Origin of the sequence: Nocardioides sp. 503 (genome assembly GCF_004522095.1) — a bacterium.
Lineage (GTDB): Bacteria > Actinomycetota > Actinomycetes > Propionibacteriales > Nocardioidaceae > Nocardioides.
Map to the genome: position 1 here is coordinate 766082 of NZ_SPUI01000003.1, position 21764 is coordinate 787845.

At 73.5% G+C, this 21764-nt stretch carries 24 protein-coding genes; 9 read left to right on the plus strand and 15 right to left on the minus strand.

Going from position 1 to position 21764, the window contains the following annotated elements; all coding sequences use genetic code 11:
• Window positions 1-22: 22 nt before the first annotated feature.
• On the minus strand, window positions 23-571 hold the full coding sequence (locus E4622_RS10945; RefSeq protein WP_134740215.1) for a TetR/AcrR family transcriptional regulator: 549 nt from the start codon (window positions 569-571) through the stop codon (window positions 23-25).
• A gap of 120 nt (window positions 572-691) precedes the next feature.
• Here E4622_RS10945 and E4622_RS10950 point away from each other — a divergent pair, with 120 nt between their 5' ends.
• On the plus strand, window positions 692-2161 hold the full coding sequence (locus E4622_RS10950; protein WP_134740216.1) for an MFS transporter: 1470 nt from the start codon (window positions 692-694) through the stop codon (window positions 2159-2161).
• A gap of 135 nt (window positions 2162-2296) precedes the next feature.
• Window positions 2297-3694, plus strand: a complete 1398-nt coding sequence (locus E4622_RS10955; RefSeq protein ID WP_134740217.1) for a glycoside hydrolase domain-containing protein — start codon at window positions 2297-2299, stop codon at window positions 3692-3694.
• 13 nt (window positions 3695-3707) lie between these two features.
• On the opposite strand, the gene E4622_RS10960 is transcribed toward E4622_RS10955, so the two are convergent.
• The 4 genes from E4622_RS10960 to E4622_RS10975 form a co-directional block, all read right to left on the minus strand.
• Entirely contained in the window at window positions 3708-4154 is a 447-nt protein-coding gene (locus E4622_RS10960) for a DUF3817 domain-containing protein (protein WP_134740218.1), read from the minus strand.
• Entirely contained in the window at window positions 4151-4819 is a 669-nt protein-coding gene (gene purQ / locus E4622_RS10965; protein ID WP_134740219.1) for a phosphoribosylformylglycinamidine synthase subunit PurQ, read from the minus strand. The genes E4622_RS10960 and purQ overlap by 4 nt, the downstream gene beginning before the upstream one ends.
• Window positions 4816-5076 (minus strand): phosphoribosylformylglycinamidine synthase subunit PurS, encoded by a 261-nt coding sequence (gene purS / locus E4622_RS10970; protein ID WP_134740220.1) that lies wholly within the window; start codon window positions 5074-5076, stop codon window positions 4816-4818. The genes purQ and purS overlap by 4 nt, the downstream gene beginning before the upstream one ends.
• Before the next feature lie 79 nt (window positions 5077-5155).
• Complete coding sequence (locus tag E4622_RS10975) at window positions 5156-5848, minus strand: TetR/AcrR family transcriptional regulator (protein ID WP_134740221.1); 693 nt, start codon at window positions 5846-5848, stop codon at window positions 5156-5158.
• 137 nt (window positions 5849-5985) lie between these two features.
• On the opposite strand from E4622_RS10975, the gene E4622_RS10980 reads away from it, so the two are divergent.
• Window positions 5986-6489 (plus strand): general stress protein, encoded by a 504-nt coding sequence (locus E4622_RS10980; protein ID WP_134740222.1) that lies wholly within the window; start codon window positions 5986-5988, stop codon window positions 6487-6489.
• A 7-nt stretch (window positions 6490-6496) separates the two neighbouring features.
• Here E4622_RS10980 and E4622_RS10985 read toward each other — a convergent pair whose 3' ends face one another.
• From E4622_RS10985 to E4622_RS11000, 4 genes are read right to left on the minus strand one after another with little or no spacing between them, the layout of a single operon-like run.
• Window positions 6497-9061: a right-handed parallel beta-helix repeat-containing protein gene (locus tag E4622_RS10985; RefSeq protein WP_134740223.1), complete on the minus strand. Its 2565-nt coding sequence runs from the start codon at window positions 9059-9061 to the stop codon at window positions 6497-6499.
• 59 nt (window positions 9062-9120) lie between these two features.
• Entirely contained in the window at window positions 9121-9309 is a 189-nt protein-coding gene (locus E4622_RS10990) for a hypothetical protein (RefSeq protein ID WP_134740224.1), read from the minus strand.
• Between the two features lie 13 nt (window positions 9310-9322).
• Window positions 9323-10900 carry a long-chain fatty acid--CoA ligase gene (locus E4622_RS10995; protein ID WP_134740225.1) on the minus strand — a complete coding sequence of 526 codons (1578 nt, stop codon included), beginning with the start codon at window positions 10898-10900 and terminating at the stop codon, window positions 9323-9325.
• 38 nt (window positions 10901-10938) lie between these two features.
• Window positions 10939-12948, minus strand: coding sequence for an MMPL family transporter (locus E4622_RS11000; RefSeq protein WP_245155981.1), 2010 nt, complete (start codon window positions 12946-12948; stop codon window positions 10939-10941).
• 117 nt (window positions 12949-13065) lie between these two features.
• On the opposite strand from E4622_RS11000, the gene E4622_RS23140 reads away from it, so the two are divergent.
• Window positions 13066-13536 (plus strand): MarR family transcriptional regulator, encoded by a 471-nt coding sequence (locus E4622_RS23140; RefSeq protein ID WP_134740227.1) that lies wholly within the window; start codon window positions 13066-13068, stop codon window positions 13534-13536.
• On the opposite strand, the gene E4622_RS11010 is transcribed toward E4622_RS23140, so the two are convergent.
• Together E4622_RS11010 and E4622_RS11015 are read right to left on the minus strand one after the other, a co-directional pair.
• Complete coding sequence (locus E4622_RS11010; protein ID WP_134740228.1) at window positions 13537-13941, minus strand: SRPBCC family protein; 405 nt, start codon at window positions 13939-13941, stop codon at window positions 13537-13539.
• On the minus strand, window positions 13941-14831 hold the full coding sequence (locus E4622_RS11015) for a phosphoribosylaminoimidazolesuccinocarboxamide synthase (protein WP_134740229.1): 891 nt from the start codon (window positions 14829-14831) through the stop codon (window positions 13941-13943). The genes E4622_RS11010 and E4622_RS11015 overlap by 1 nt, the downstream gene beginning before the upstream one ends.
• 76 nt (window positions 14832-14907) lie before the next feature.
• Here E4622_RS11015 and E4622_RS11020 point away from each other — a divergent pair, with 76 nt between their 5' ends.
• Window positions 14908-15879: a sulfotransferase gene (locus E4622_RS11020; RefSeq protein ID WP_134740230.1), complete on the plus strand. Its 972-nt coding sequence runs from the start codon at window positions 14908-14910 to the stop codon at window positions 15877-15879.
• On the opposite strand, the gene E4622_RS11025 is transcribed toward E4622_RS11020, so the two are convergent.
• Window positions 15852-16739 (minus strand): hypothetical protein, encoded by an 888-nt coding sequence (locus E4622_RS11025; protein WP_134740231.1) that lies wholly within the window; start codon window positions 16737-16739, stop codon window positions 15852-15854. The two genes, E4622_RS11020 and E4622_RS11025, sit on opposite strands and share 28 nt — an antisense overlap.
• A gap of 115 nt (window positions 16740-16854) precedes the next feature.
• Between E4622_RS11025 and E4622_RS11030 the strand changes: the two genes are divergently transcribed.
• Together E4622_RS11030 and E4622_RS11035 are read left to right on the plus strand one after the other, a co-directional pair.
• Window positions 16855-17469, plus strand: a complete 615-nt coding sequence (locus E4622_RS11030; protein WP_134740232.1) for a hypothetical protein — start codon at window positions 16855-16857, stop codon at window positions 17467-17469.
• Window positions 17450-18937, plus strand: a complete 1488-nt coding sequence (locus E4622_RS11035; protein WP_245155982.1) for an MFS transporter — start codon at window positions 17450-17452, stop codon at window positions 18935-18937. The genes E4622_RS11030 and E4622_RS11035 overlap by 20 nt, the downstream gene beginning before the upstream one ends.
• Here the strand turns inward: E4622_RS11035 and E4622_RS11040 are convergent.
• The gene (locus E4622_RS11040; RefSeq protein ID WP_134740233.1) at window positions 18843-19463 is read right to left on the minus strand and encodes an antibiotic biosynthesis monooxygenase; all 621 of its coding nucleotides are present in this window, start codon (window positions 19461-19463) and stop codon (window positions 18843-18845) included. The two genes, E4622_RS11035 and E4622_RS11040, sit on opposite strands and share 95 nt — an antisense overlap.
• Window positions 19464-19529: 66 nt before the next feature.
• Here E4622_RS11040 and E4622_RS11045 point away from each other — a divergent pair, with 66 nt between their 5' ends.
• On the plus strand, window positions 19530-20132 hold the full coding sequence (locus E4622_RS11045) for a hypothetical protein (protein ID WP_209021873.1): 603 nt from the start codon (window positions 19530-19532) through the stop codon (window positions 20130-20132).
• Between the two features lie 10 nt (window positions 20133-20142).
• Here the strand turns inward: E4622_RS11045 and E4622_RS11050 are convergent, their stop codons facing one another.
• Both E4622_RS11050 and E4622_RS11055 read right to left on the minus strand, forming a co-directional pair.
• On the minus strand, window positions 20143-20862 hold the full coding sequence (locus E4622_RS11050; protein ID WP_134740235.1) for an SDR family oxidoreductase: 720 nt from the start codon (window positions 20860-20862) through the stop codon (window positions 20143-20145).
• Between the two features lie 99 nt (window positions 20863-20961).
• Entirely contained in the window at window positions 20962-21336 is a 375-nt protein-coding gene (locus tag E4622_RS11055) for a hypothetical protein (protein ID WP_134740236.1), read from the minus strand.
• Between the two features lie 174 nt (window positions 21337-21510).
• On the opposite strand from E4622_RS11055, the gene E4622_RS11060 reads away from it, so the two are divergent.
• Window positions 21511-21753, plus strand: a complete 243-nt coding sequence (locus E4622_RS11060) for a hypothetical protein (RefSeq protein ID WP_245156018.1) — start codon at window positions 21511-21513, stop codon at window positions 21751-21753.
• Window positions 21754-21764: the final 11 nt, after the last annotated feature.

Below are 21764 nucleotides of genomic sequence, written 5' to 3' on the forward strand. Positions count from 1 at the left end.
TGCGTGACCCGCACGACGGGACCTACCTGAGCAGCCCGTCGGCAACGACCTCGAGCAGCGGACGCACGTCGGACGCCGCGAGCTCGCCCTGGTCGGCGACCGTGGCGACGCCGCCGACGAGGCGGGCGACCTGCGTGCTGTCGACGCCGTCGCGCAGGGCGCCGTCCTCCTGCAGGCTCGCCAGCACGCGGCCGCCGGCGGAGCGCAGGACCTCGCACTTGGTGCGGATCGGGGACTCCGGGTCGCCCATCGCGGAGGTGATCTTGGCCGGGCCGCCCTTGTGGGCGCTGATCAGCTCGACGTAGGACTCGAACCAGCCGAGCAGCACCTCGCGCGGCTCCCGCTCGTCGGCGAGCGCCTTGTCGGCGGCCTCGTCGATGCGGTCGACCCAGCTCTGCATGATCGCGTCGAGGAGGTTCTCGCGCTTCGGGAAGTGGCGGTAGAGCGTGCCCGGGCCTACCCCGGCGCGCTTGGCGACCTCGTCGAGGGAGGCGTCGTAGCCCTGCTCGCGGAAGACCTCGCGCGCGACCTCGACGATGCGGTCGTAGTTGCGCTTGGCGTCGGCGCGCACGGCGGACTTCCTCTCTGCTCTTGCAAAACCGGAGACACTCTCCGTATGCTGGTGGAGAACCGGAGTCGATCTCCACATCTAGCGTACACCGGCCTGACCGGCCAGAACAGGACTCACCACATGTCCGTCACCTCGCACCGCACCGCCGGCACCGACCTGCCGGCCGACCTCCCGCCCGACGCCGGCCGCGCCGCCACGGGCATCGCCATCGTCCTCGTCGCCCAGCTGATGCTGGTGCTCGACGCCACCGTCGTGAACGTCGCGCTCCCGCGCATCGACACCGACCTCGGCTTCGGCCCGGCCTCCCTGTCCTGGGTGCTCAACGCCTACACGCTCGCGTTCGGCGGGCTCCTGCTGCTGGGCGGTCGCCTCGGCGACGTCCGCGGCCGGCTGCGCCTCTTCGAGGTCGGCCTCACCCTCTTCACCGTCGCCTCCCTCCTGGGCGGCCTGGCCCAGACGCCCGGCCAGCTGGTCGCGGCCCGCGCCGCCCAGGGCGTCGGCGCGGCCCTCGCCGCGCCCAGCGTCCTGGCCCTGCTCACCACCAGCGCTCCAGACGAGGCGGCCCGCAACCGCGCGCTCGCCCTCTTCGCCGCCGTCTCCTCGGGCGGCGCCTCCCTCGGCCTGCTGCTCGGCGGGCTGGTCACCGACGTCGGCTCGTGGCGCTGGACGCTGTTCATCAACGTGCCGATCGGCCTGGTGGTGCTCGTCCTGGCCCGCCGCTTCGTCACCGAGACCCCGCGCCGCCCGGGCCGCTTCGACGTCGTGGGCGCCGTCACCGCCACCCTCGGCGCGGTCTCGCTGGTCTGGGCGCTGATCGGCACCCCGGACCACGGCTGGACCTCCCCGCGCACGCTCGGCGGCTTCGCCGTCGGCGTCCTGCTGCTCCTCGCGCTCGCCCTCACCGAGACCCGCGTCGCGCACCCGATGATCCAGCCCCGGCTCCTGCGCAGCCGCCGTCGCGTGGCCGCCCTGGCGGTCATGGCCCTGGTCGTCGGCGGGCAGCTGTCGATGTTCTTCCTGGTCGTCCAGTACGTCCAGGGTGTCCTGGGCTTCGGCCCGCTCGCGTCCGGCTTCGCGTTCCTCCCGCTCAGCCTCGGCATCTTCACCGTGTCGCGCTTCACCCCCCGGCTGATGGCGCGCTTCGGCGCCCGCGTGCTGGTCGTCGCCGGCACCCTGGGGCTCACGACCAGCTTCGTCCTGCTGAGCCAGGTCGGGGCCGACAGCTCCTACGCCGGCGCCGTCCTGCTGCCGATGCTGCTCAACGGGCTCTCCGCCGGGCTGGTCTTCATGCCGGTCACCGCGACGGCCCTGGCCGACGTCGAGCCCGAGCACGCCGGTGCCGCCTCCGGCCTGCTGCAGACCACGCAGCAGCTCGGCAGCGCGGTGGGCGTCGCCGTCATCGTGTCGGTCTACGCCGCGGGCGCCGTGCCCGGCGAGTTCCTGCCGGGCGCGCGCGAGGCGTTCCTGACGTCGGCCAGCTTCACGGCCGTCGCGCTCGTCCTCGCGGTGACGATGCTGCGGCCCGTGCGGGCGCGCGCCGTGGCTCCCGAGCCGGCCGAGGTGGAGGCACTGGCCGCCGAGGCCGCCTGAGCCGCAGGGGGAGGGTGTCCGCGCCGCTCACGAATTACAGATCTGTAGTTACTCCGCAGCCCTGTTACCCGTGTGAACAGTGGGGTTATCGTGACGACGCCACCCGGTGCCACACCCTTCCCCTGGAGCTCCGCGATGACCTTCCCCCTGCCCACCTCCGGCCTCCGATCGCTGTGCCTGCTGGCCGCGACGGTCGTCGCCGCTGCCACGCTCAGCGCGTCCGGACCGGGCGCCCAGGCCTCCGGCGGCACGGCCGCCCCGGTGGCGGCGAAGCGGGCGGCCAACCCGGTCACGCCCGGGGACTTCACCGGCTACGGGTTCGACCAGTGCCTTGCTCCGACGCAGCGCGCGATGAACGCCTGGCGGCGCAGCTCGCCGTTCTCGGCGGTGGGCATCTACATCTCCGGTGACTCGCGCGCCTGCCGCAACCAGCCCAACCTCACGCCCACCTGGGTCGCCAGCCAGCTGCGCCTGGGCTGGAAGCTGCTGCCGATCACGCTCGGCCCCCAGGCCTCGTGCCAGCCGCGCTTCCCGCGCTACTCCGACGACTTCACGATCAACCCGAAGCCCGGCGCCGACAAGCTCTACACCACCGCGCAGCGGCAGGGCCTGGCCGAGGCCGTCAAGACCGTGGCGGACGCCAAGGCGCTGGGCATCACGCCGGGCAGCACGCTCTGGTACGACCTCGAGGGCTTCGACTCCGGCAACACCCACTGCCGCGAGTCCGCGCTGTCGTTCCTCAGCGGCTGGACGACGCGACTGCGCGCCCTGGGCTACGTCTCGGGCGTCTATTCCAGCGCCGGATCGGGCATCGCCGCGCTGGACGCGGCGCGCATCAAGCGACCCAAGCGCTTCGTGCTCCCCGACCGGATCTGGCTGGCCCGGTGGGACGGTGTCGCCAACACCTCCTCCTCCTACCTCCGCTCGGACGGCTGGCAGCCGGGCCGCCGCATCAAGCAGTACCGCGGCGGTCACGACGAGGTGCACGGCGGAGTGCGCATCAACATCGACAGCAACTACCTCTCCCTGGGTCGCGGCTCCGTCGCGGCGCCCGAGGCCCGCTGCGGCGGCGTCCGGGTCTCCTTCACCTCCTACCCCGTCATCCGGGCTCCCAAGGACGGCACCAAGCCGTCGCGCGCCCACGTGAAGGCGCTGCAGTGCCTGCTCCAGGAGCGCGGCCTGTTCCGCGGCGCCCTCACCGGCGCCTACGGCCCGACCCTGGTGACGGCCATGAACGCCTGGCAGCGGTCGCAGGGCCTGCCGGTGTCGCCCACGTGGTACACCCGGCCCTGGATGACCCTGCTGGCAGTGGGCGCCCGCCCGGTCCTCAAGTTCGGCTCGACCGGCCACCCCGTCCGTGGCGTCCAGCGCACCCTCAACGCCTCCCGGGTCGGGGAGGCCATCCGGGTCACCGGGGTCTACGACGCCGCGACGGCCGCCAAGGTCCGCGCCTGGCAGGCGCGCGTCAAGCTGCCGGTCACCGGCGTCGTCGCGAGCGACTCGTGGCTCCGGCTGGCCAAGGGCCAGCGCTGAGCGGCGGCTCGGACTAGCCCGCGGGCGGGCCGACGAGCAGCGCCACGCCGGTGAGCGCGGCGACGGCGACCAGCGCGGCGAGCGCCCCCCGCAGGGGGTTGCGCAGCAGCCAGGCGACCGGCCGCTCGGCCGGCCGGAGCGGGTCCTCGCCGAGCAGGCGCCAGGAGTCGCCGAGGGCGCCGCGCGACTCGACGTGACGGTCGAACCACACCGTCATGAACGGGGGTACGGCGGACAGCAGGCCCACCGCGGTGCGCGCGGCCGACCAGCGCCGGTCGACCGCGACGACCAGCGTCGTGAGGCAGTAGGCGATGAAGACGACGCCGTGCAGCATGCCGAAGACCCGCACGCCGAGCTCGGTGGTCTCGGTGCCGTACTTGAGGACCATGCCGGTCAGCAGGCCGGCCCAGGTGACGGCCTCGGCGAGGGCGACGGTGCGGAAGAGGCGGGTCGGGCTCACGCGAACGCGCGCTCCACGAGCGAGGTGAAGAAGCCCAGCCCGTCGGTCCCGGCGCCGGTGAGGTCCTCGACGGCGTGCTCGGGGTGCGGCATCAGCCCGACGACGTTGCCGCGCTCGTTGCTGATGCCGGCGATGTCGCGCAGCGAGCCGTTGGGGTTGCCGCCGAGGTAGCGCGCGACGACCTGGCCCTCCCCCTCGAGGCGGTCGAGCGTGGGCTCGTCGGCGACGAAGCCGCCCTCGCCGTTCTTGAGGACGATCGTCACCTCCGCGCCCTCGGCGTAGGCGGAGGTCCACGGGGTGCGGTTGTTGTCGATGCGCAGCCGCTGGTCGACGCAGTTGAACTTGCGGTGGTCGTTGCGGATCAGCGCACCGGGCAGCAAGTGGGACTCGCAGAGCACCTGGAAGCCGTTGCAGATGCCGAGCACGGGCATCCCGCGCTCGGCCGCGGTCACGACCTCGCTCATCACGGGCGAGAAGCGGGAGATGGCGCCGCAGCGCAGGTAGTCGCCGTAGGAGAAGCCGCCCGGGAGGACCACGGCGTCGACCCCGCGCAGGTCGTGGTCGCCGTGCCACAGCGCCACGGCCTCGTGGCCGCCGATGCGCACCGCACGCTGGGCGTCGACGTCGTCGAGCGAGCCCGGGAAGGTGACGACGCCGACCTTCATGCGGTCACGACCGTCTCGTCCACGTGGACGGTGAAGTACTCGATGACGGGGTTGGACAGCAGCGTCTCGGCCATCCGGTGCACGTCGGCCAGCACCGCCTCGGTCACCTCGCCGTCGACCTCGAGCTCGAAGCGCTTGCCCTGGCGCACGTCGGTCACGCCGGAGAAGCCGAGCCGGGGCAGGGCGCCGAGCACCGCCTTGCCCTGCGGGTCCAGGATCTCGGGCTTGGGCATGACGTCGACGACGACTCGGGGCACAGCGGGCTCCTGCTTCGGGGCGGGGCGGTGGTGCGGGCACGCCCATTCTAGGAGGTGCGTCCCGCCGTCCGCCGCGCGGTCAGGGCGTCAGCAGCTGGAAGGCCAAGGCGCGGCGCAGCCACTCCCGGTAGCGCGCCTCGCTCCAGCCGCGGTCCACCCGCAGCACGCCGTACAGCTCCGGTGTCGTCAGCCCCCAGAGCATGTCGATGCACTCCTCGGGCCCCCCGCGCAGCCGCTCCGCGGGGAGCATGCCGACGGCGACGACGAACGACGCCTCGCGGCGCTCGGCCCCCACCCGCATCGCCTCGGCGGCGCCGGCGTCGACCGCGGCCGCGTCGCGCAGCACCCCCCACAGGGGCCCGATCCGCTCGAGGACGTCGACGACCCGGTCGGCGATCATCCGCACCTGCTCCTCCGGCTCGGGGGTGGCGGCGATCTGGGGATAGCTCGGCGGGGGGAGCGCGGTGAGCGCCGTGCCGGCGACCGCCGAGGGCTCCACGGTGTCGCGACCGGTGACCGCCATGGCGAGCAGGTCCTGGGCCAGGTCGGACTTGCTGCCGCCGGCGCGGTAGACCGACGCGAGCGCGACCCCGGCCTCGGCGGCGATGTCGAGCATCTTGGTCGCGCCGTAGCCGTCGGCCAGGAACCGCGTCCTGGCCGCGGCCAGGACGCGCCGGCGGGTGTCGGAGCGCTCCTGCTCGGCGCGCTCCCGGCGGCTGTCGGCGTTGTAGGCGCGCTTGGGAGCCGTCTGCTCGTCGCTCGTCGACATCATCAGCCGTCCCTCCTGACCCAGTGACCGTCGGAAACTCCTGCTTCCGGTACGAAGTTTCGCACCGGAAGCGTGAGTTTCACCGGGTACCCGGTGAATCTCCCCCACAGTCGCCACCGCCAGCGAGGCACACTGAAGGCATGAGCCTGTCCTCCGGTGCCACGCCCACGTCCCCGCTGAAGCTCGCCTTCCCGCAGTCGCTGGCGGTCTACGACGACTACGCCGGCGCGCAGAAGGCAGTCGACCACCTCTCCGACCACAAGTTCCCGGTCGAGCAGTGCATGATCGTCGGCACCGACCTCAAGCGCATCGAGCGCATCACCGGCCGGCTGACGACCGGCCGGGTCGCGCTGGGCGGCGCCCTGTCGGGGCTGTGGTTCGGGCTCTTCATCGGCCTGATCTTCACGATCTTCACCGACGAGAGCGCGTTCGCGACGATCGCGTCCACGATGCTCGTCGGCGCGCTCTTCGGGGTGGTCTTCGCGCTGGTCAGCTACGCGCTCACCCGCGGCGCCCGTGACTTCTCCTCGGTCACCCAGGTCGTGGCGACCCGCTACGAGGTGCTCGTCGAGCACAAGGTCGCGGCCCAGGCGCGCGAGCTGCTCGCCCAGCTGCCCGGCGCGGCGCCCGACCCGTTCGCCTGACCCCGGCTCAGTCCTCGCGGCACTCGATCTGCGGCGGCTCCTCGCCCGGGAAGGCCAGCCAGCTCTGCTGCGGCAGCCCCGGGCCGCCGAGGTCGAGCTGCAGGGCGGCCCGGCTCGTGACGCGGCCCCGGTCGTCGCGGTAGGAGTAGCCGCCGCGCTCGCGCACGCCGACGGTGTAGAGGCACTCGTCGAAGCGGGTGATCTCCCCGACCGGCTCCTCGAGGTCAGCCAGGTCCTCGCGCAGGTCGCGCAGCCCGGCGCGCAGCTCCGACAGCCCGGCGCGTGACCCGCGCGGCCGGGGCGCCGCCGACCGGTCGTCGGTGTCCTCGTCGCCGTCGCACTCGCGGCCCGACCCCGGCCGGTCGCGCCACCGGAACGCCAGCACCTGGTAGTCGGGGTCGTCGCGCTCGCTGTCGTCGAGGTCGAGCGCCGGGAGATACGTCGCCCCGACGCCCAGGTGCCCCAGCCCCTGCTCGGTGTCGCCGGTCTCCCGGACCGGCAGCGCGGTGAGGCAGGACTCCCAGGCGTCGAAGCGCCGGGTGGTCAGCGCCACCCGCCGGGTGCCGCGCTCGAGCCGGTGCAGCCGGCGCAGCAGCACCCGTACGCCGGGGCGCGCGGCCCGCGCCCGCGCGTCCTCACCCGAGCCGGTGGCGGACGGCGGAGCGCTGAGGCAGCGCCGGGTGGTGGCCAGCGAGAGCGCCAGCCATCCGGGGTGCCCGCCGCCCCGGTGGCGCACCAGCGCCGGCCGCGCGTCGAGGCCGGTGCCGTCGCGCTCGTCGTAGAGGAACCCCCAGCGGTGCCGCGGGTCCCCCGCCCGGTCGACGCCGACCGGGGACGCACAGCCGCGCAGCACGTCGAAGCGGCGCGCGCCGTGTCGGAGCCGCGCGAGCCGGGTCGCCTGACGGTGCAGCGCGTCGGCGAGCCCGCGGACGCCGGTGCCGCGTCGCGGAGCCACCGCCGCGACCGCCGGGGGTGCCGCCGGCTGCGGCGTCGGCGCCGCCTCCGTGCTCACGTCGTCTCCTCCCGCAGGGGCCGGTCCAGGGCCCGGCGGCGGCGCGACCGGGGGCGACTGCACGGCCCCGATGTCGCAGCCCGCGCCGGTGTCACGCAGCGCGCCGACCGCGTCTCGCGCGAGCAGGTCGTCCCACGCGACCCAGCCCTCGAGCAGCTGCCCGGCCGGCAGCGGGGTGGGAAGCGTCGCCAGGCAGGAGCCGCTCGGGATGCGCCCGCGCACCGGGCTGCCGTCGTACGGCGTGAGGACGAAGCCGAGCGGGTCGTCCTCCAGGCGGGCCAGCATCGGGCTGTCGCCGCGCAGGTCGGTGACGGCGTCCAGGCCGCAGGTCTCGTCGGTGACGAAGTTGTGGCCGAGCGAGATGCCGTCGTAGACCCGGCAGCTGCGACGCGTGGGGATCGTGTCGCCGGTGACGCCCTCGTAGGCCGGCGGCCCGATGATCGAGCCGAAGCTGCGCATCGTGCCGGCCGCCGAGACGTCGCCGCCGACCGAGGCGATGTTGCGGGTCAGGGTCGAGGAGATGATCGTCGTGCGGCCTGCGCCGAGCACCCCGCCGCCGGCCCCCTCGGAGTAGTTGTCGGTGACCGTGGCGTTGACCAGCACCACCTGGCCGCGGGCCCAGATGCCCCCGCCCCCGTGGGCGACCGCGAGGTTGCGCGCGACCGTGGAGTTGACCACGAGCACGTCGGCCTCGCCCGCGATCGCGCCGCCACGGTCGTCCGCACGGTTGCCGATGACCGTGCTGTCGAGCACGGCGACGTCGCCGTCCACGGTGAAGATCGCCCCGCCCGGCCCGTCGGCGGCGCTGCCGTCGATGAGGGAGTCGACCACGGTCACGTCGCCGTCCTGGTCGGCGTAGAGCGCGCCCCCGTCGCCGTCGGTGGTGTTGCCGTCGATGTGGGAGCCGACGACCAGGATGTCCCCGGTCGAGGCGACCGCGCCGCCGGACCCGTCGACCAGGTTGGCGCTGAGGATCGAGTCGTAGACCTGGACCCCGCCGTGGCCGGCGTAGACGGCGCCGCCGTCGTCGTTGGCGAGGTTGCCGTTGATGCGGCACCGGTGGACGACCACCCGGCGCATCGAGAACACCCCGCCGCCCGGCTCCTCGGCGAGGTTCTGGCGGATCACGCAGTCCGAGAGCAGCACCTCCCCGCGCGAGGTCAGCGCCGCCCCGGGGCCGTCGGACCCGCCCCGGGTCAGCGTCACGTCACGCAGGTCCAGGTGGCCGGTGCCGTCCTGGCGCAGCAGCCGCTTCTCGAAGCACGACTGGCGCACGGTGTGGCCGTGCCCGTCGAGGACCAGCGGGTACGGCGACTCCCGGATCGGGTCGCCGCGGCGGCAGTCGCGCAGGACGAGGTCGGCGCCCAGGTCGATGCGCCGGCGCAGCGGGTCGGCCCACGCGGCGCGCAGCTGGGTCTCGGTCGTCACCCAGCCCGTGGGCACCCGCGCGGCGGCCGTCTCAGCACGAGCCGCGGGCGGTGACTGCGCGGAGGCGTGGCCGGCGAGCAGCAGGGACGCCAGGACGAGCGTGGTCCACCGGGCGGGGCGTACCGCATCCACGAGTCCTCCTCAGGACCCCGACGGTACGCCGCCGCTCCCCTCGCCGAGGGGATTTCGCACTACCGGCGCCGACCCTGCGCCACCACGATCGCCAGCGCGACGCCGAGGCCGGCGACGAGCGGGCCGATCGTCGCCCACGTGCGCTCGCCGGACATCGAGCTCCCCCCGACGTAGCCGAGACCCTGGAGCGTCCACAGGACCCCGAGCGCCACCATCACCCCGGCGCCGACCAGGCCGAGCGCCCTCACGGGGTCGAGCCCGTCACGACAGCTCGCGCTTGAGGATCTTGCCGGTGGCGGTCATCGGGAGCGCGTCGACGACCTGCACCTCGCGGGGGTACTTGTAGGCGGCCATCTGCTCCTTGCCCCAGGCGACGAGCTCCTCCTCGCTGACACCGGCCTCGTCGTGGAGGATGACGACGGCCTTGATCTCCTCGCCGTGCGAGGGGTGGGGCACGCCGATGACCGCGGCCAGCGAGACGGCCGGGTGGGTCATCAGCACCTCCTCGATCTCGCGCGGGTAGACGTTGTAGCCGCCCCGGATGATCATGTCCTTGGAGCGGTCGACGATGTAGTACCAGCCGTCGGAGTCGCGACGGCCCAGGTCACCGGAGCGGAACCACCCGTCGCGGATCGCCTCCGCGGTCGCCTCGGGCCGGTTGTAGTAGCCCTTCATGATGTTGTGGCCCTTGATCGCGATCTCGCCGATCGCCTGCTCGGGGTCCTCGCCGCCGTCGATCTCCTCCCACGAGCCGGGGTCGAGCAGCGTCATCTCCACGCCGGGGATCGGGATGCCGATCGAGCCGACCCGCACGGGCTCGCCGTACGGCGAGAAGCTCGCGACCGGCGAGGTCTCCGACAGGCCGTAGCCCTCGAGGATCGTCACGCCGAACCGCTTCTCGAAGTCCTTGTGCACCTCGACGGGCAGCGCCGACCCACCGGCCGCGGCGATGCGCAGGTTGCGGGCGATCTCCTCGACGTCGACCGAGCCGTCGAGCGCGCCGAGCAGGCCCCAGTACATCGTCGGCACGCCGGCGAAGAACGTCACCTTCTCGGTGATCATCGTCATCAGGGCCGGGCCGGCCTCGAAGCGCGGCAGCATCACGACCGTGCCGCCGTGGGCGAAGGCGCCGTTCTGGATCACCGTCTGCCCGAAGGAGTGGAAGAGCGGCAGCACGCAGAGGTAGGTGTCGGGCCGCTGCGCGTCGGCGCCGAACAGCTCCTTGCCCGCCAGCGCGTTGTCGCGCATGTTGCGGTGGCGCAGCTCGGCGCCCTTGGGCTGCCCGGTGGTGCCGGAGGTGTAGAGGATCACCGCGGTGTCGTCCTCGTCGGTCGCCACCGTGTCGAACGTCGGCGGCTGGTCGGCGACGGCCCGGCCGAACGTCTCGGCGCCCTCGAGCGGCGAGTCCGCGGCCGGGTCGACCGTGACGACGAAGAAGTGCTCGCACCCGTCGGCGGCCCCGAAGCCGGCGAAGCCCTCGGCGCCGATCGGCAGGTCGCGGGTGCCCTCGAAGCAGAAGTAGGCCTTCGCCTCCGCGTCGCCCAGGTGGTAGGCGACCTCGCGACCCTTGAGCAGCACGTTGAGCGGGACGACGGTGGCGCCGGCCTTGAGGATGCCGAAGTAGATGATCGTGAAGTAGGGCAGGTTGGGACAGCTCAGCGCGACCTTGTCGCCGGGCCGGATGCCGCGCGAGACCAGGAGGTTCGCGACCTGGTTGGCCGCGCCGTCGACCTGCGCGTAGGTCAGCCGGGTGTCGCCCAGGACGACGGCCTCGCGCTCGGGGTGCTGCTCGGCGCTGTGCTCGAGCAGCGTGGCCAGGTTGTACGTCGTGTCCGACACCGGGTGTCCTCCGTCACGTGGGCTTGGTCAGGGCCAACCTACTGACCGTCCCTGACCTCGTCACGGGAGAGCGCGCCCGGCCACCAGAACCGCCGCCCCAGCAGGGCGACCAGCGCCGGCACCAGGACGCTGCGCACCAGCAGCGTGTCGAGCAGGACGCCGAACCCCACGATCACGCCGACCTGCGTCAGCACGATCAGCGGCAGCACGCCCAGCACGGTGAACACCGCCGCGAGCAGGATCCCGGCGCTGGTGATGACGCCGCCGGTGACGGCGAGCGCGACCGAGATCGCCGTCCTCGTGTCGTGGCGGGCGGCCTCCTCCTTGGCCCGGGTCGTGAGGAAGATGTTGTAGTCCACGCCGAGCGCGACCAGGAACAGGAAGCTCAGCAGGGGCACGCTCAGGTCGAGCGCGGGGAAGTCGAAGAGGTGGGTGAAGGCCCACCAGCTCGCACCCAGGCTCGCCGCGAACGTCGCCACGACGGTCAGCACCAGCACGACCGCCGCGACCACCGACCGCAGCAGGACCAGCAGCACGAGCAGGACGACGCCGAGGATCATCGGGATGATCAGCGCCTGGTCCCGGTCGGTGGCGGTCTGGGAGTCCAGCGACTCCGCGTCGGGGCCGCCGACCAGCGCGTCCGGCTCGACCTGGCGGGCCGCGTCGCGGATCGCCTCGACGGTCGAGAACGCCTGCTCCGAGCCCGGGTCGGCGCTGAGCACGGCGCTCAGGGCCGTCGTGCCCTCGGCGGAGTCGCCCGGGTCGACGCGGTCGACCCCGTCGACGTCGGCGACCGCGCGCCGTACGTCCTGGGCGGCGGCGTCCGGCACCAGGACCGAGGTGGGCTGGGAGGCCCCGGCCGGGAAGTGCTCGGCCAGCACCTCCTGCCCGGTGACCGACTCCGGCGTCGCCCGGAACTGCTCGGTCTGCGACAGGCCGGTGGTGAGCCCGGACAGCGGGAGGGCCAGCACGACGAGGGCGAGCAGGCCGACGACGGAGACCAGCACGGGTCGGCGGGTCACGGCCGCGGCGACCTTGGACCAGAAGCCGGTCTCCGTGGGGTCGGCCTGCCCGACGTGCGGCACGAACGGCCAGAACAGCCGGCGGCCGAAGAGCGTCATGGCGGCGGGCAGCACGACGAGGGCGTAGAGGACCGCGACGACGATGCCGATCGCGCCGCCGTAGCCGATGTTGCGGCTGCTCGGGCTGTCGGCGAAGCCGAGGCACAGCAGGGCGAGGACGACGGTGCCCGAGCTGGCCAGGATCGCCGGCGCCGCCTGGCCCCAGGCGACCCGCATGGCGTCGTAGCGGCTGTCCTCGCGGCGCAGCTCCTCGCGGTAGCGCGCGATCAGGAGCAGGGCGTAGTTGGTGCCGGCGCCGAAGACCAGCACCGAGGTGATGCCGGTCGACTGCCCGTCGACGCTGAAGGGGAAGACCCGGCTGGCGGCGTCGACCGCGGTCGCCGCGACCTGGTCGGCGATGCCGACGACCGACAGCGGCACCAGCCACAGCCACGGGCTGCGGTAGGTGAGCAGCAGCAGGAGCGCCACGACGCAGGCCGTGGTGATGAGCAGCCGCACGTCGGCGCCGTCGAAGACCTTCGAGAGGTCGACGGTGAAGGCCGGCCCGCCGGTGGCCTGCGCCCGCAGTCCGTCGGGGAGGTCGGCGGAGGCGGTCTCGCGGATGGCCGAGACGGGCTTCTCGAGGTCGTCCTCGGGGGTGTCCGTGCGCAGCGGCACCCCGATGAACGCCGCCGCGCCGTCCTCGGCGAACACCGGGAAGGCCTTCTGGCCCGACGCCGCCAGCTTCTGCAGCTCGGCGACCTTGGCGCCGACGGCCTCGCGGTCCTCGGCGGTCAGCTTGTCCCCGTCGCGGTCGAAGACGGCGAAGACCGGCGTGAACTCCGAGGTGCCGAGCGACTCCTGGAGCACGTCCGCGCGCGCCGACTCGGCGCTGTCGGGCAGGTTGGCCGCAGCGTTGTCGCTCTCGTCGCCGGAGATGCCGGCGCCCAGCGCCAGCGCGGAGAACACGATCGCGACCAGGACCACTGCGCGGCTCGTCCAGCGCCCGATCGGGACCCGACGCCCAGCTTTCTTTCCATCAGTGAGTATTTCCACGTTCGAAACAGTAGGCTGGGGTGCGTGGCCCGAGCAAGCCGAGAACCTATGCGTTCCCCCGAGGCGCTGCGCGTGACGCGCGCGCTGCGCGGATTCGCCAACGAGTCCGAGCTCTACGTCGGCGCCGCCGGCCGCGAGGCGGAGATGCACCGGACCGACCTCAGCGGCCTGGCCCTGGTCATGGACCGCGGCCTGCAGGGCGAGCACCCGACCCCGGGCCAGATCAGCGCCGCCCTCCAGCTGAGCGCGCCCGCCACCTCGGCCATGCTCGACCGTCTCGAGCGGCTGGGACACGTGGTGCGCGCCCCCCATCCCAGCGACCGGCGCTCGGTGGTCGTGGAGGTCACCGACCACGCGATGCAGGTCGGCGGCGCGATGTTCGGACGGCTGGCGGCCCACCTCGCCCCGGTCCTCGACGCCCGCAGCGACGAGGAGCTGGACGTGATCGCGGCGTTCCTCGAGGAGGCCGTCGCCGCGACCCGCGCCGCCCGGGAGTCCCTGGCCGACGCGGCCGACTGACTAGGACCGGCGCGCGAGGATGCGGCCGGCCTTGCGCAGGTCGGCTCGTACGGCGAGCGGCGCGAGCAGGCCGAGGGCCCGGGCCGCGAGGGCGGCCGGCCCGCGGGCGGCGAGACGCATCGTCGGCTCGACCTCGCACCCGCCCGGGGCCGGGGCGAAGTCCAGCGTGAGCTCGGCCGACCAGGACCGCCAGGTGCCGCGCTCGGTCCACCGGTGCGGACGGTCCAGCTCGGTCGTCTCCATCGCCGGCCGCAGGCCCGGCGTGGTCACGTCCACCCAGCGCTGCCCCACCCCGACCGGCCCGCTGACGTCCTCGACGCGCGCCAGGCTGGACTGCCACTCCGACCGGTGGGCCGGGTCGACGAGGTAGTCGAAGGCGACCTCGGGAGGGACCGGGAGGTGCATCAGAACCGCTCGCCGGTCAGCAGCTCGTAGATCTCGACGTAGCGGGTGCGGGTGCGCTCGACGACCTCGGACGGCAGCGGCGGTGGCGCGACGCCGGACGCCTTGTCCCACCCCGACTCCGGCGAGAGCGCCCAGTTGCGCACGATCTGCTTGTCGTAGGAGGGCTGGGCCCGGCCCGGGGTCCAGGCGTCGGCCGGCCAGAAGCGCGAGGAGTCGGGGGTGAGCACCTCGTCGCCCAGGACCATCTGCCCGTCGCCGCCGGCGCCGAACTCCAGCTTGGTGTCGGCCAGGATGATGCCGCGCTCGCGGGCCACGGACTCGGCGCGGGCGTAGACGTCCAGCGTGCGCCGGCGCAGCTCAGCGGCCACCTCGTCGCCGACCTCCGCGACGACCGCGTCGTAGGAGACGTTCTCGTCGTGGTCGCCGAGCGCCGCCTTGGTGGCCGGGGTGAAGATCGGCTCGGGCAGGCGGCTGCCGTCCTCGAGCCCGTCGGGCAGCGCGATGCCGCACACCTCGCCCGTGGCGCGGTAGTCGAGCAGGCCGGAGCCGGTGAGGTAACCGCGGACGACGCACTCGACGGGGTACATGTCCAGGCGCCGGCACACCACTGCGCGCCCACGCACGGCCTCGGGCACGTCGGTGGACAGGACGTGGTGGGGCACGCCGAGCTGCCCGAACCACCACAGCGACATCCGGGTGAGGATCTCGCCCTTGTCGGGGATCGTCGTGTCCAGGACGTGGTCGAAGATCGAGAGCCGGTCGCTGGCCACCATGAGCAGCTCGCCGGCGTAGGGGCCGGAGTCGAGCACGTAGAGGTCGCGCACCTTGCCCGAGTGGAGCGGGGTGGCGCCGGGGATCGCGGGGGCTGCGGGGATGTTGAGGTCGGCCACGCCGCCAGCCTAGTGCTGGCCGCACCTCACCCCGTGGAGCCTTCTCCAGATCTTAGTCGCGTGACATAGTTGCCTTATGACGAGCGTGGTGGGGCCGGACTTCATCGTGATCGGCGCGCCCAAGGCCGGCACGACCGCGCTGCACGCCGCCCTCACCCAGCACCCCGAGGTGCGGATGTCGCAGCCCAAGGAACCGAAGTACTGGTTGTGCGACGACGCACCGCCACCGGCCTACCGGGGTCCCGGCGACGCCCACTCGCAGCAGGAGTGGCTGTGGCGGCGCGAGGACTACGAGCGGCTCTTCGCCGACCCCGCCGAGGGCGTCGTCCAGGGCGAGAGCACGCCGTTCTACCTGTGGCACCGCGCCTCGCACCGCCGGATCGCGGAGGCGCTGCCCGACGTCAAGCTGATCGCGGTCGTGCGCGACCCCATCGACCGCGCCTACAGCAACTGGATGCACCTGTGGTCCGACGGGCTCGAGCCGGTCGCCGACTTCGAGGAGGCCTTCGCGCTCCAGGACCGGCGCATCGCCGACGGTTGGGCACCGTTCTGGCGCTACCGCGACCTCGGCCGCTACGGCGCGCAGCTCGACCACCTGCACCGCTTCGTCGACCCCGAGCGGGTGCTCGTGCTGCGCTACCGCGCGATCGTGGACGACCCGGCGGCCGCCGTCGACCGGACCTGCCGCTTCCTCGGGATCACCCCGGGGCTGGTCGACTCCATCCCTCGCGACAACTCCCACCCGTTCGTCGAGCCGGGCCTGCGCCCCCGCGTGCTCGGCCCGGTCGTGCGCGCAGGCGCCGCGCTGGGGCAGTTCGTGCCGCCGCAGGTGTGGCGCCGCGCGAGCGTGCCGCTGATCGCGCAGCTGACCGGATCGGCCGCCGCGCACCGGCCGCTGCTCCCGCCCGAGGCGCGCGAGCGCCTGATCCCCCACTTCGCCGAGGACATCGCCCAGCTGTCCGAGGTGACCGGCGAGAGCTTCGACGACTGGCTCTCGACCGCGAGCCGCGGCTCCTTCACTCAGCGCACGCAGGTCACCAGGTCGTGAGCGCCGTCGGGTCGCGCGGACTCGACGTAGAAGCGGGTGCGGCCGTCGGGCAGCGCCACCGCCGCGGCGTAGCGGAACGCCCCGTCGGAGTGCGGTGAGGCGATGGGCGCGAGGTCCTCGGGGACCAGGCGCGTGCCGTCCCAGCGCGCCACCCCGGTCTGCTCGTACCAGTTGGAGGCGGCGTCGGCGCGACCGTCGTAGAGCACGGTCAGGGGCGAGCCGGGCAGCACCGCCGCGACCCGCGCGCCGCGGGCGTCCCACTCACCCGGCCGTCCGGCCAGCACCTCGCCCCGGTCGGTCCAGGCGAGCCCGTCGTCGCTGGTGAGCCGGCGCGTGGTCATGCGGTCCTCCTGGCCGGCCTCGTCGAGGGGGTGGCAGCACAGCCACATCTCCCAGCCGTCGTCCCCGAAGGTGACCACCGGGTCCTTGACCGCCGTGTGCGCGTCACCGGCCAGGACGACCTGCTGGTGGCCCATCGGCAGCTCCTCCACCGTCGGGGCGGTCAGGCTGTCGACCCACCAGTGCTTGGAGCCCGGCGTCGCGCAGGACAGGTAGAGGCGCCACCCCAGGCCGGGCACCGGCACCAGGACGGGGCGCTCGAAGGACTCCGCACCGAAGGTGTCGCGGTGCACCTGGGTCACCGGCTCGAAGGAGACGCCGTCGTCGGAGCGGGCCACCACGACGGTCACCCCGCGGCCGTCGGTGAGCGGACGGCGTACGCGCCAGGTGAGCCAGAAGACCCCGTCGACGAGCACGGCGCTGGCCGCGCCGGCCCAGTTGCCGGGGCCCGAGTCGGGCGCGGGGACGACGACCTCGACGTCGTCGTACGACGGGAGCTGCACCAGCGTGGGGAAGGTCATGCGTCCATCATAGTCGAGCAAATTGCTCGACTATACGACCCGGGGTCCCCGGGGTGTCCGGGGGCCTCCCCGGGGTCCGTGCGGATCCGCCCGGCGCGGGTGGCACAGTTGGCCCATGCCGGAGTCTGCCGAAGAGGTCTACGCCCGCGTCGTCGCCGCCGTCGGACCCGACGGCCGACTCCCGATGCCGCCGACCGGCGGCTGGGACAACTTCCCGTGGGCCGTGGCCGACGGCGCCATGGCGCCCCGGGTGCTGCCACCGCCCTCGGAGGAGCCGCCGCGCCACGGCGAGGGCGACGGGCCCTGCGCCTCCTGCGAGGGCTTCGACCCCGCGCACGTCGTGTGGGAGGACGAGCGCTGGGTGCTGACGCACACCGGCGCCCCGACCGGGCTGCCGCTGGTGCTGCTCCTGCACACGCGGGAGCACCTCGACTACGGCGACCTCGACGACGACCAGGCCTCGGAGATGGGCCGGATCTCCAACCGGCTCGTGCGGATCATGGAGCACCTCCCCCACGTCGCGCGCGTGCACGCCAACCGCTACGGCGACGGCGCCGCCCACTTCCACCTGTGGTTCTTCGCCCGCACCGAGGGCCTCACCGGGGTGATCGGGTCCACCGCGCTGGAGTGGGACGCGATCCTGCCGCCGGGTCCCGAGGACGTCTGGCGCGCCGACCTGCACACGGTCGCCACCAAGCTGGCCAACTGGGGTGGCAACGCCCGCGCCTGACGCCGGCCCTGCCCGCGACGCGGAGCAGGAGGACGTCGCCGACCCGCGACGCTGGCGCATCCTCGGGGTCTCGCTCGTCGTCGGCTTCATGTCGCTGCTCGACGTGTCGATCGTCAACGTCGCGGTCCCCTCCATGCAGGAGGGCCTGTCCACCTCGGCCGGGACGATCCAGTGGGTCGTGTCCGGCTACGCGCTGACCTTCGGGCTGACGCTCGTCGCGGGTGGACGGCTGGGCGACGCGTTCGGCCGCCGGCGGCTGATGCTCATCGGCCTGGCCGGCTTCATCGTGTCCAGCGCGGCCGTGGGCCTGGCGCCCAACGCCGCGCTGGTCGTGCTCGCGCGGTTGGCGCAGGGCGCCACCGCGGGCCTGCTGACGCCGCAGAACTCCGGCCTGATCCAGCAGCTCTTCCGGGGGCCCGAGCGGGCCCGCGCGTTCGGCATGTTCGGGTTCACCGTGTCCAGCGCGTCCGCCCTGGGACCGATCCTCGGCGGGCTCATCATCGCCGCGGCCGGGGAGGACGACGGCTGGCGCTGGCTCTTCCTCATCAACGTGCCCATCGGGCTCGTCGCGATCGTCGCAGTGGCACGGCTCGTCCCCCAGCGGGAGCCGGGCGCCACCCACGACCCGGCCAACCGGATCGACGTGCCGGGGGCGCTGCTGCTGGGCGCCACGGTGCTGTGCCTGCTCTACCCCGTCGTGCGGCTCGAGGGCGGCGAGCGGCTGCCGCTGGTGCTGCTGATCGGGGTGCCGCTCTTCGCCTGGGCCTTCGCCGTCTGGGAGCGACGGCTCACGCGCACCGGCCACGCACCGCTGCTCGACCTCGCCCTGCTGCGCGAGCTGCCGGGCTACGTCAACGGGCTGGCCGTGGGCGCGCTCTACTTCACCGGTTTCACCGGGGTGCTGCTCGTCGTCTCGGTGCACCTCCAGGGCGACCTCGGCTACACCCCGCTCATGGCCGGGCTGCTCTTGATGCCGTTCGCCGTCGGGTCGGCCGTCGCCGCACCGGTCGCCGGCCGGTTCGTGTCCACCGTCGGGCGCCGGCTCACCGTCATCGCGCTGGCCGTGATGATGACCGGGGTTGCCCTGCTGGCGCTGCTGGCGCCGTACGCCGACCCCCTGTGGCCGGTGGCCGTCCCGGCGTTGCTCGTGGCCGGCCTCGGCGGTGGCGCGGTCGTCTCCCCCAACCTCACGCTGACCCTGACCGACGTACCCCCGCGGATGGGAGGTGCCGCCGGCGGCGCCCTGCAGACCGGGCAGCGGATCGGCTCTGCGATCGGGGCGGCGCTGCTGATGACGGTCTACCAGCTCACCCGCGACTCCGCATCCAGCGCGACGGCGCTCACCACCGCGCTGGTCACGGCCCTGGTCGTGCTCAGCGTGGCGCTGGCGATGTCGGTGCTGTCGCTGCGCCAGGAGCGCCGGGGGACCCGGCCGCGGGATGCAGCCACCATGCCATCCGACGCGTGACCCAGGGCAGGGCGACGTAGGTCATCACGGGCGTCATCACCAGGACCGAGAGCAGCACCCGCAGGGGCAGCACCAGGTCCGGCACCAGCCGGCTGGACGCGAAGTTGACCGCCAGGCTCAGCGGGAAGAACACCAGGAAGATCACGCAGGCCTGCTTCCACCGCGGCGGCGCGACCGGCGCCGCCACCCGGTCGTCGCTGACCTCGCGGGTCTCCGGCTCGTCGAACCAGCCCTCGATGCCCGTGCGCTTCTCCACCCGCGACTCGACCACGCCCAGGCCTGCCGCCGACGAGCGCCACCACTGGCGCTGCGGTGAGTGCTCCCACGCCTGCAGGGAGTCGTGGTCGGCGAAGCGGTAGAGCATGTGCCAGGTCTCGGAGTCCGGCTGCGGCCGCACCCAGCCCGCCCCGAGGAACCCGGGGAACCGCTCCGCCAGCCTGATCCCCGCCGACAGCCAGCTCACCATCTCCGGCTCGTGGCCTGCTTCCAGGTGTCGGGTGATGGAGACGGTGACGGGCTCGCTCATGGCTCCATGCTTCCCTACCCGCGCAGGGGGTGCGCGAGGTGCGCGCGGTGCGGTGTCATGGGTCACGTGACCACCTCCTTCCTGTCCGCACCACCCGTGACCGCGGCCGTCCAGGCCCTCCACGACGAGGACGTCGACGACGTCGGCTACGTCATGAACCTCACCCACCTGTGGGCGCACCAGCCGGAGACGCTCGACGGCCTCTTCGCCCTGCTGGGCCGCGTCGGCGCCGAGGGCGGGTTCAGCCTGCGCGAGCGCGGGATCCTGGTCGCAGCCACCGCCGCCTCGCTCGGCGACTCCTACTGCGCGCTGGCGTGGGGATCCAGGCTCGGCAACGAGGCCGACCCGGCGCTCGCCGCCGGCGTCCTGCGCGGCACCGACGAGGGTCTGACACCGGCGGAGCACGCCATGGCCACCTGGGCGCGCGCCGTCGCCGCCGACCCCAACGGCACGACCGCGTCCGACGTCCAGGCGCTGCGCGACGCGGGCTTCGACGACCCGCAGATCTTCGCCATGACGACGTTCGTCGCCCTCCGCCTCGCCTTCTCCACCGTCAACGACGCGCTGGGTGCCGCACCCGACGCCGCCCTGCGGCGTACCGCTCCCCGCGAGGTGCAGGAGGCCGTCACCTTCGGCCGCCCCGTGGCCGACGAGGACGGCACCTCCTAGGTCAGACCTGTCAGCAGGCGGTGCCGCGGTCGACCGCGAGGACCGCTCCCGTGACCGACGCGGCGGCGTCGGAGGCGAGGTAGGCGACGGACTCCGCGATGTGGCGCGGCGGCATGAAGCCGTAGCGCCCGCCCGCGGTCTCGCTCAGCAGCCCCCAGTCCAGGTCGGCGCCGTCGTGCTCGGCCGCCGCGCCCATCGGCAGGTCGGTCTCCACTCCCCCGGGGCACACCGTGTTGACGCGGATGCCGTCCTCGGCGAGCTCGAGCGCCAGTGACTTCATCAGCATGATCACGCCGCCCTTGGAGGCGCAGTACGCCGCCTGGTAGGGCTGGGCCCGCAGGCCCGCCACCGACGCGATCGTGACGATGTTGCCGCGGCTCTCCCGCAGCGCCGGCAGGACCGCCTGGCTCATCAGCATCGGTCCCGTCAGGTTGACCCCGAGGTGCCGCTGCCAGGTGGCGAGGTCGAGCTCCCCGAACCGTCGGAACTGGTCGATCCCCGCCACGTTGACCAGCACGTCGAGACCGCCGAGCTCCGCGACCGCGCCGGCGACGGCGTCCGTCACCGACCCCGCGTCACTGACGTCGCACGGACGCACTCCTTCGGCCTCCCGGAGGTCCACCCCGACCACCCGGGCCCCCTCCTCCTCGAGCAGCTCGACGGTCGCCCGCCCGATCCCACCCGCGGCCCCGGTGACCAGTGCCCGCCTGCCCTCGAACCGTGCCGTCACGTCCCGCTCCCGTCCTCGTCGGAGGGCATCCTCGCACCGCGAAGGACGTGTGCGCCGTTGGTTGAGGAGGTTGCGCAGCAACCGTCTCGAAACCAACCCCTAGGACGACGGCGCCCCCGGTGTCCAGACCCACCACCCGTAGGAGTCGGCTACCACCCGGCGCGCGGGGAGGTCGTCGTCCGGCTCGGGTCCCTCCTCGAGGGTGAGCCACCACCCCTCCTCGCCGCGGTCGTGCTCCGCCCAGGCGCCGTCGGACCAGCCGCGCCCCCAGTCACCGGGACCGCCCCCGCTCGAGGTCGCACGCCACTCACCGTCGACCCGGCGGAAGTGCTCGAGGTTGATGTCCGCCCCGTCACCGTTGGCGTCGATGACCGCCGCCCCGTGGTCGCCGAGCGTGCCCACGGCACGGACGACGGCGTACCGCGCGTCCCAGCCGCCCGCCACGATCACGGTCCGTTCGTCCAGGTCGCTCATGCCCCGATCGTCCCAGCGCCGCCTCGCCGTCGCGACGGGTGTCCGCGTCGGGTACTCATCTGTCATGGCACCGTGACCAGAGACGGTTCACCGTTCGATCGACCGAAGGAATGTTCGTTGCCCGACCGACCTGAGATCGTCTGCATCTGTGGCTCTGCCCGGTTCGTGGACGAGATGCGCGCGGTGAACCGTGAGCTGACCTTCACGGGCGTCATCGTCCTGGCGCCGGGCGAGGCAGGCGGGCCGGTCACCGATGAGCAGAAGGCCATCCTGGACTCCCTTCACCTGCACAAGATCGATCTCGCCGACCGCGTTCTGGTGGTCAACCCCGGCGGGTATGTCGGCGAGTCGACGGGCAGGGAGATCGCCCACGCCCGCGCGACAGGGAAGCCGGTCTCGTTCACCGATCGACTCTGACCGAGGGACCC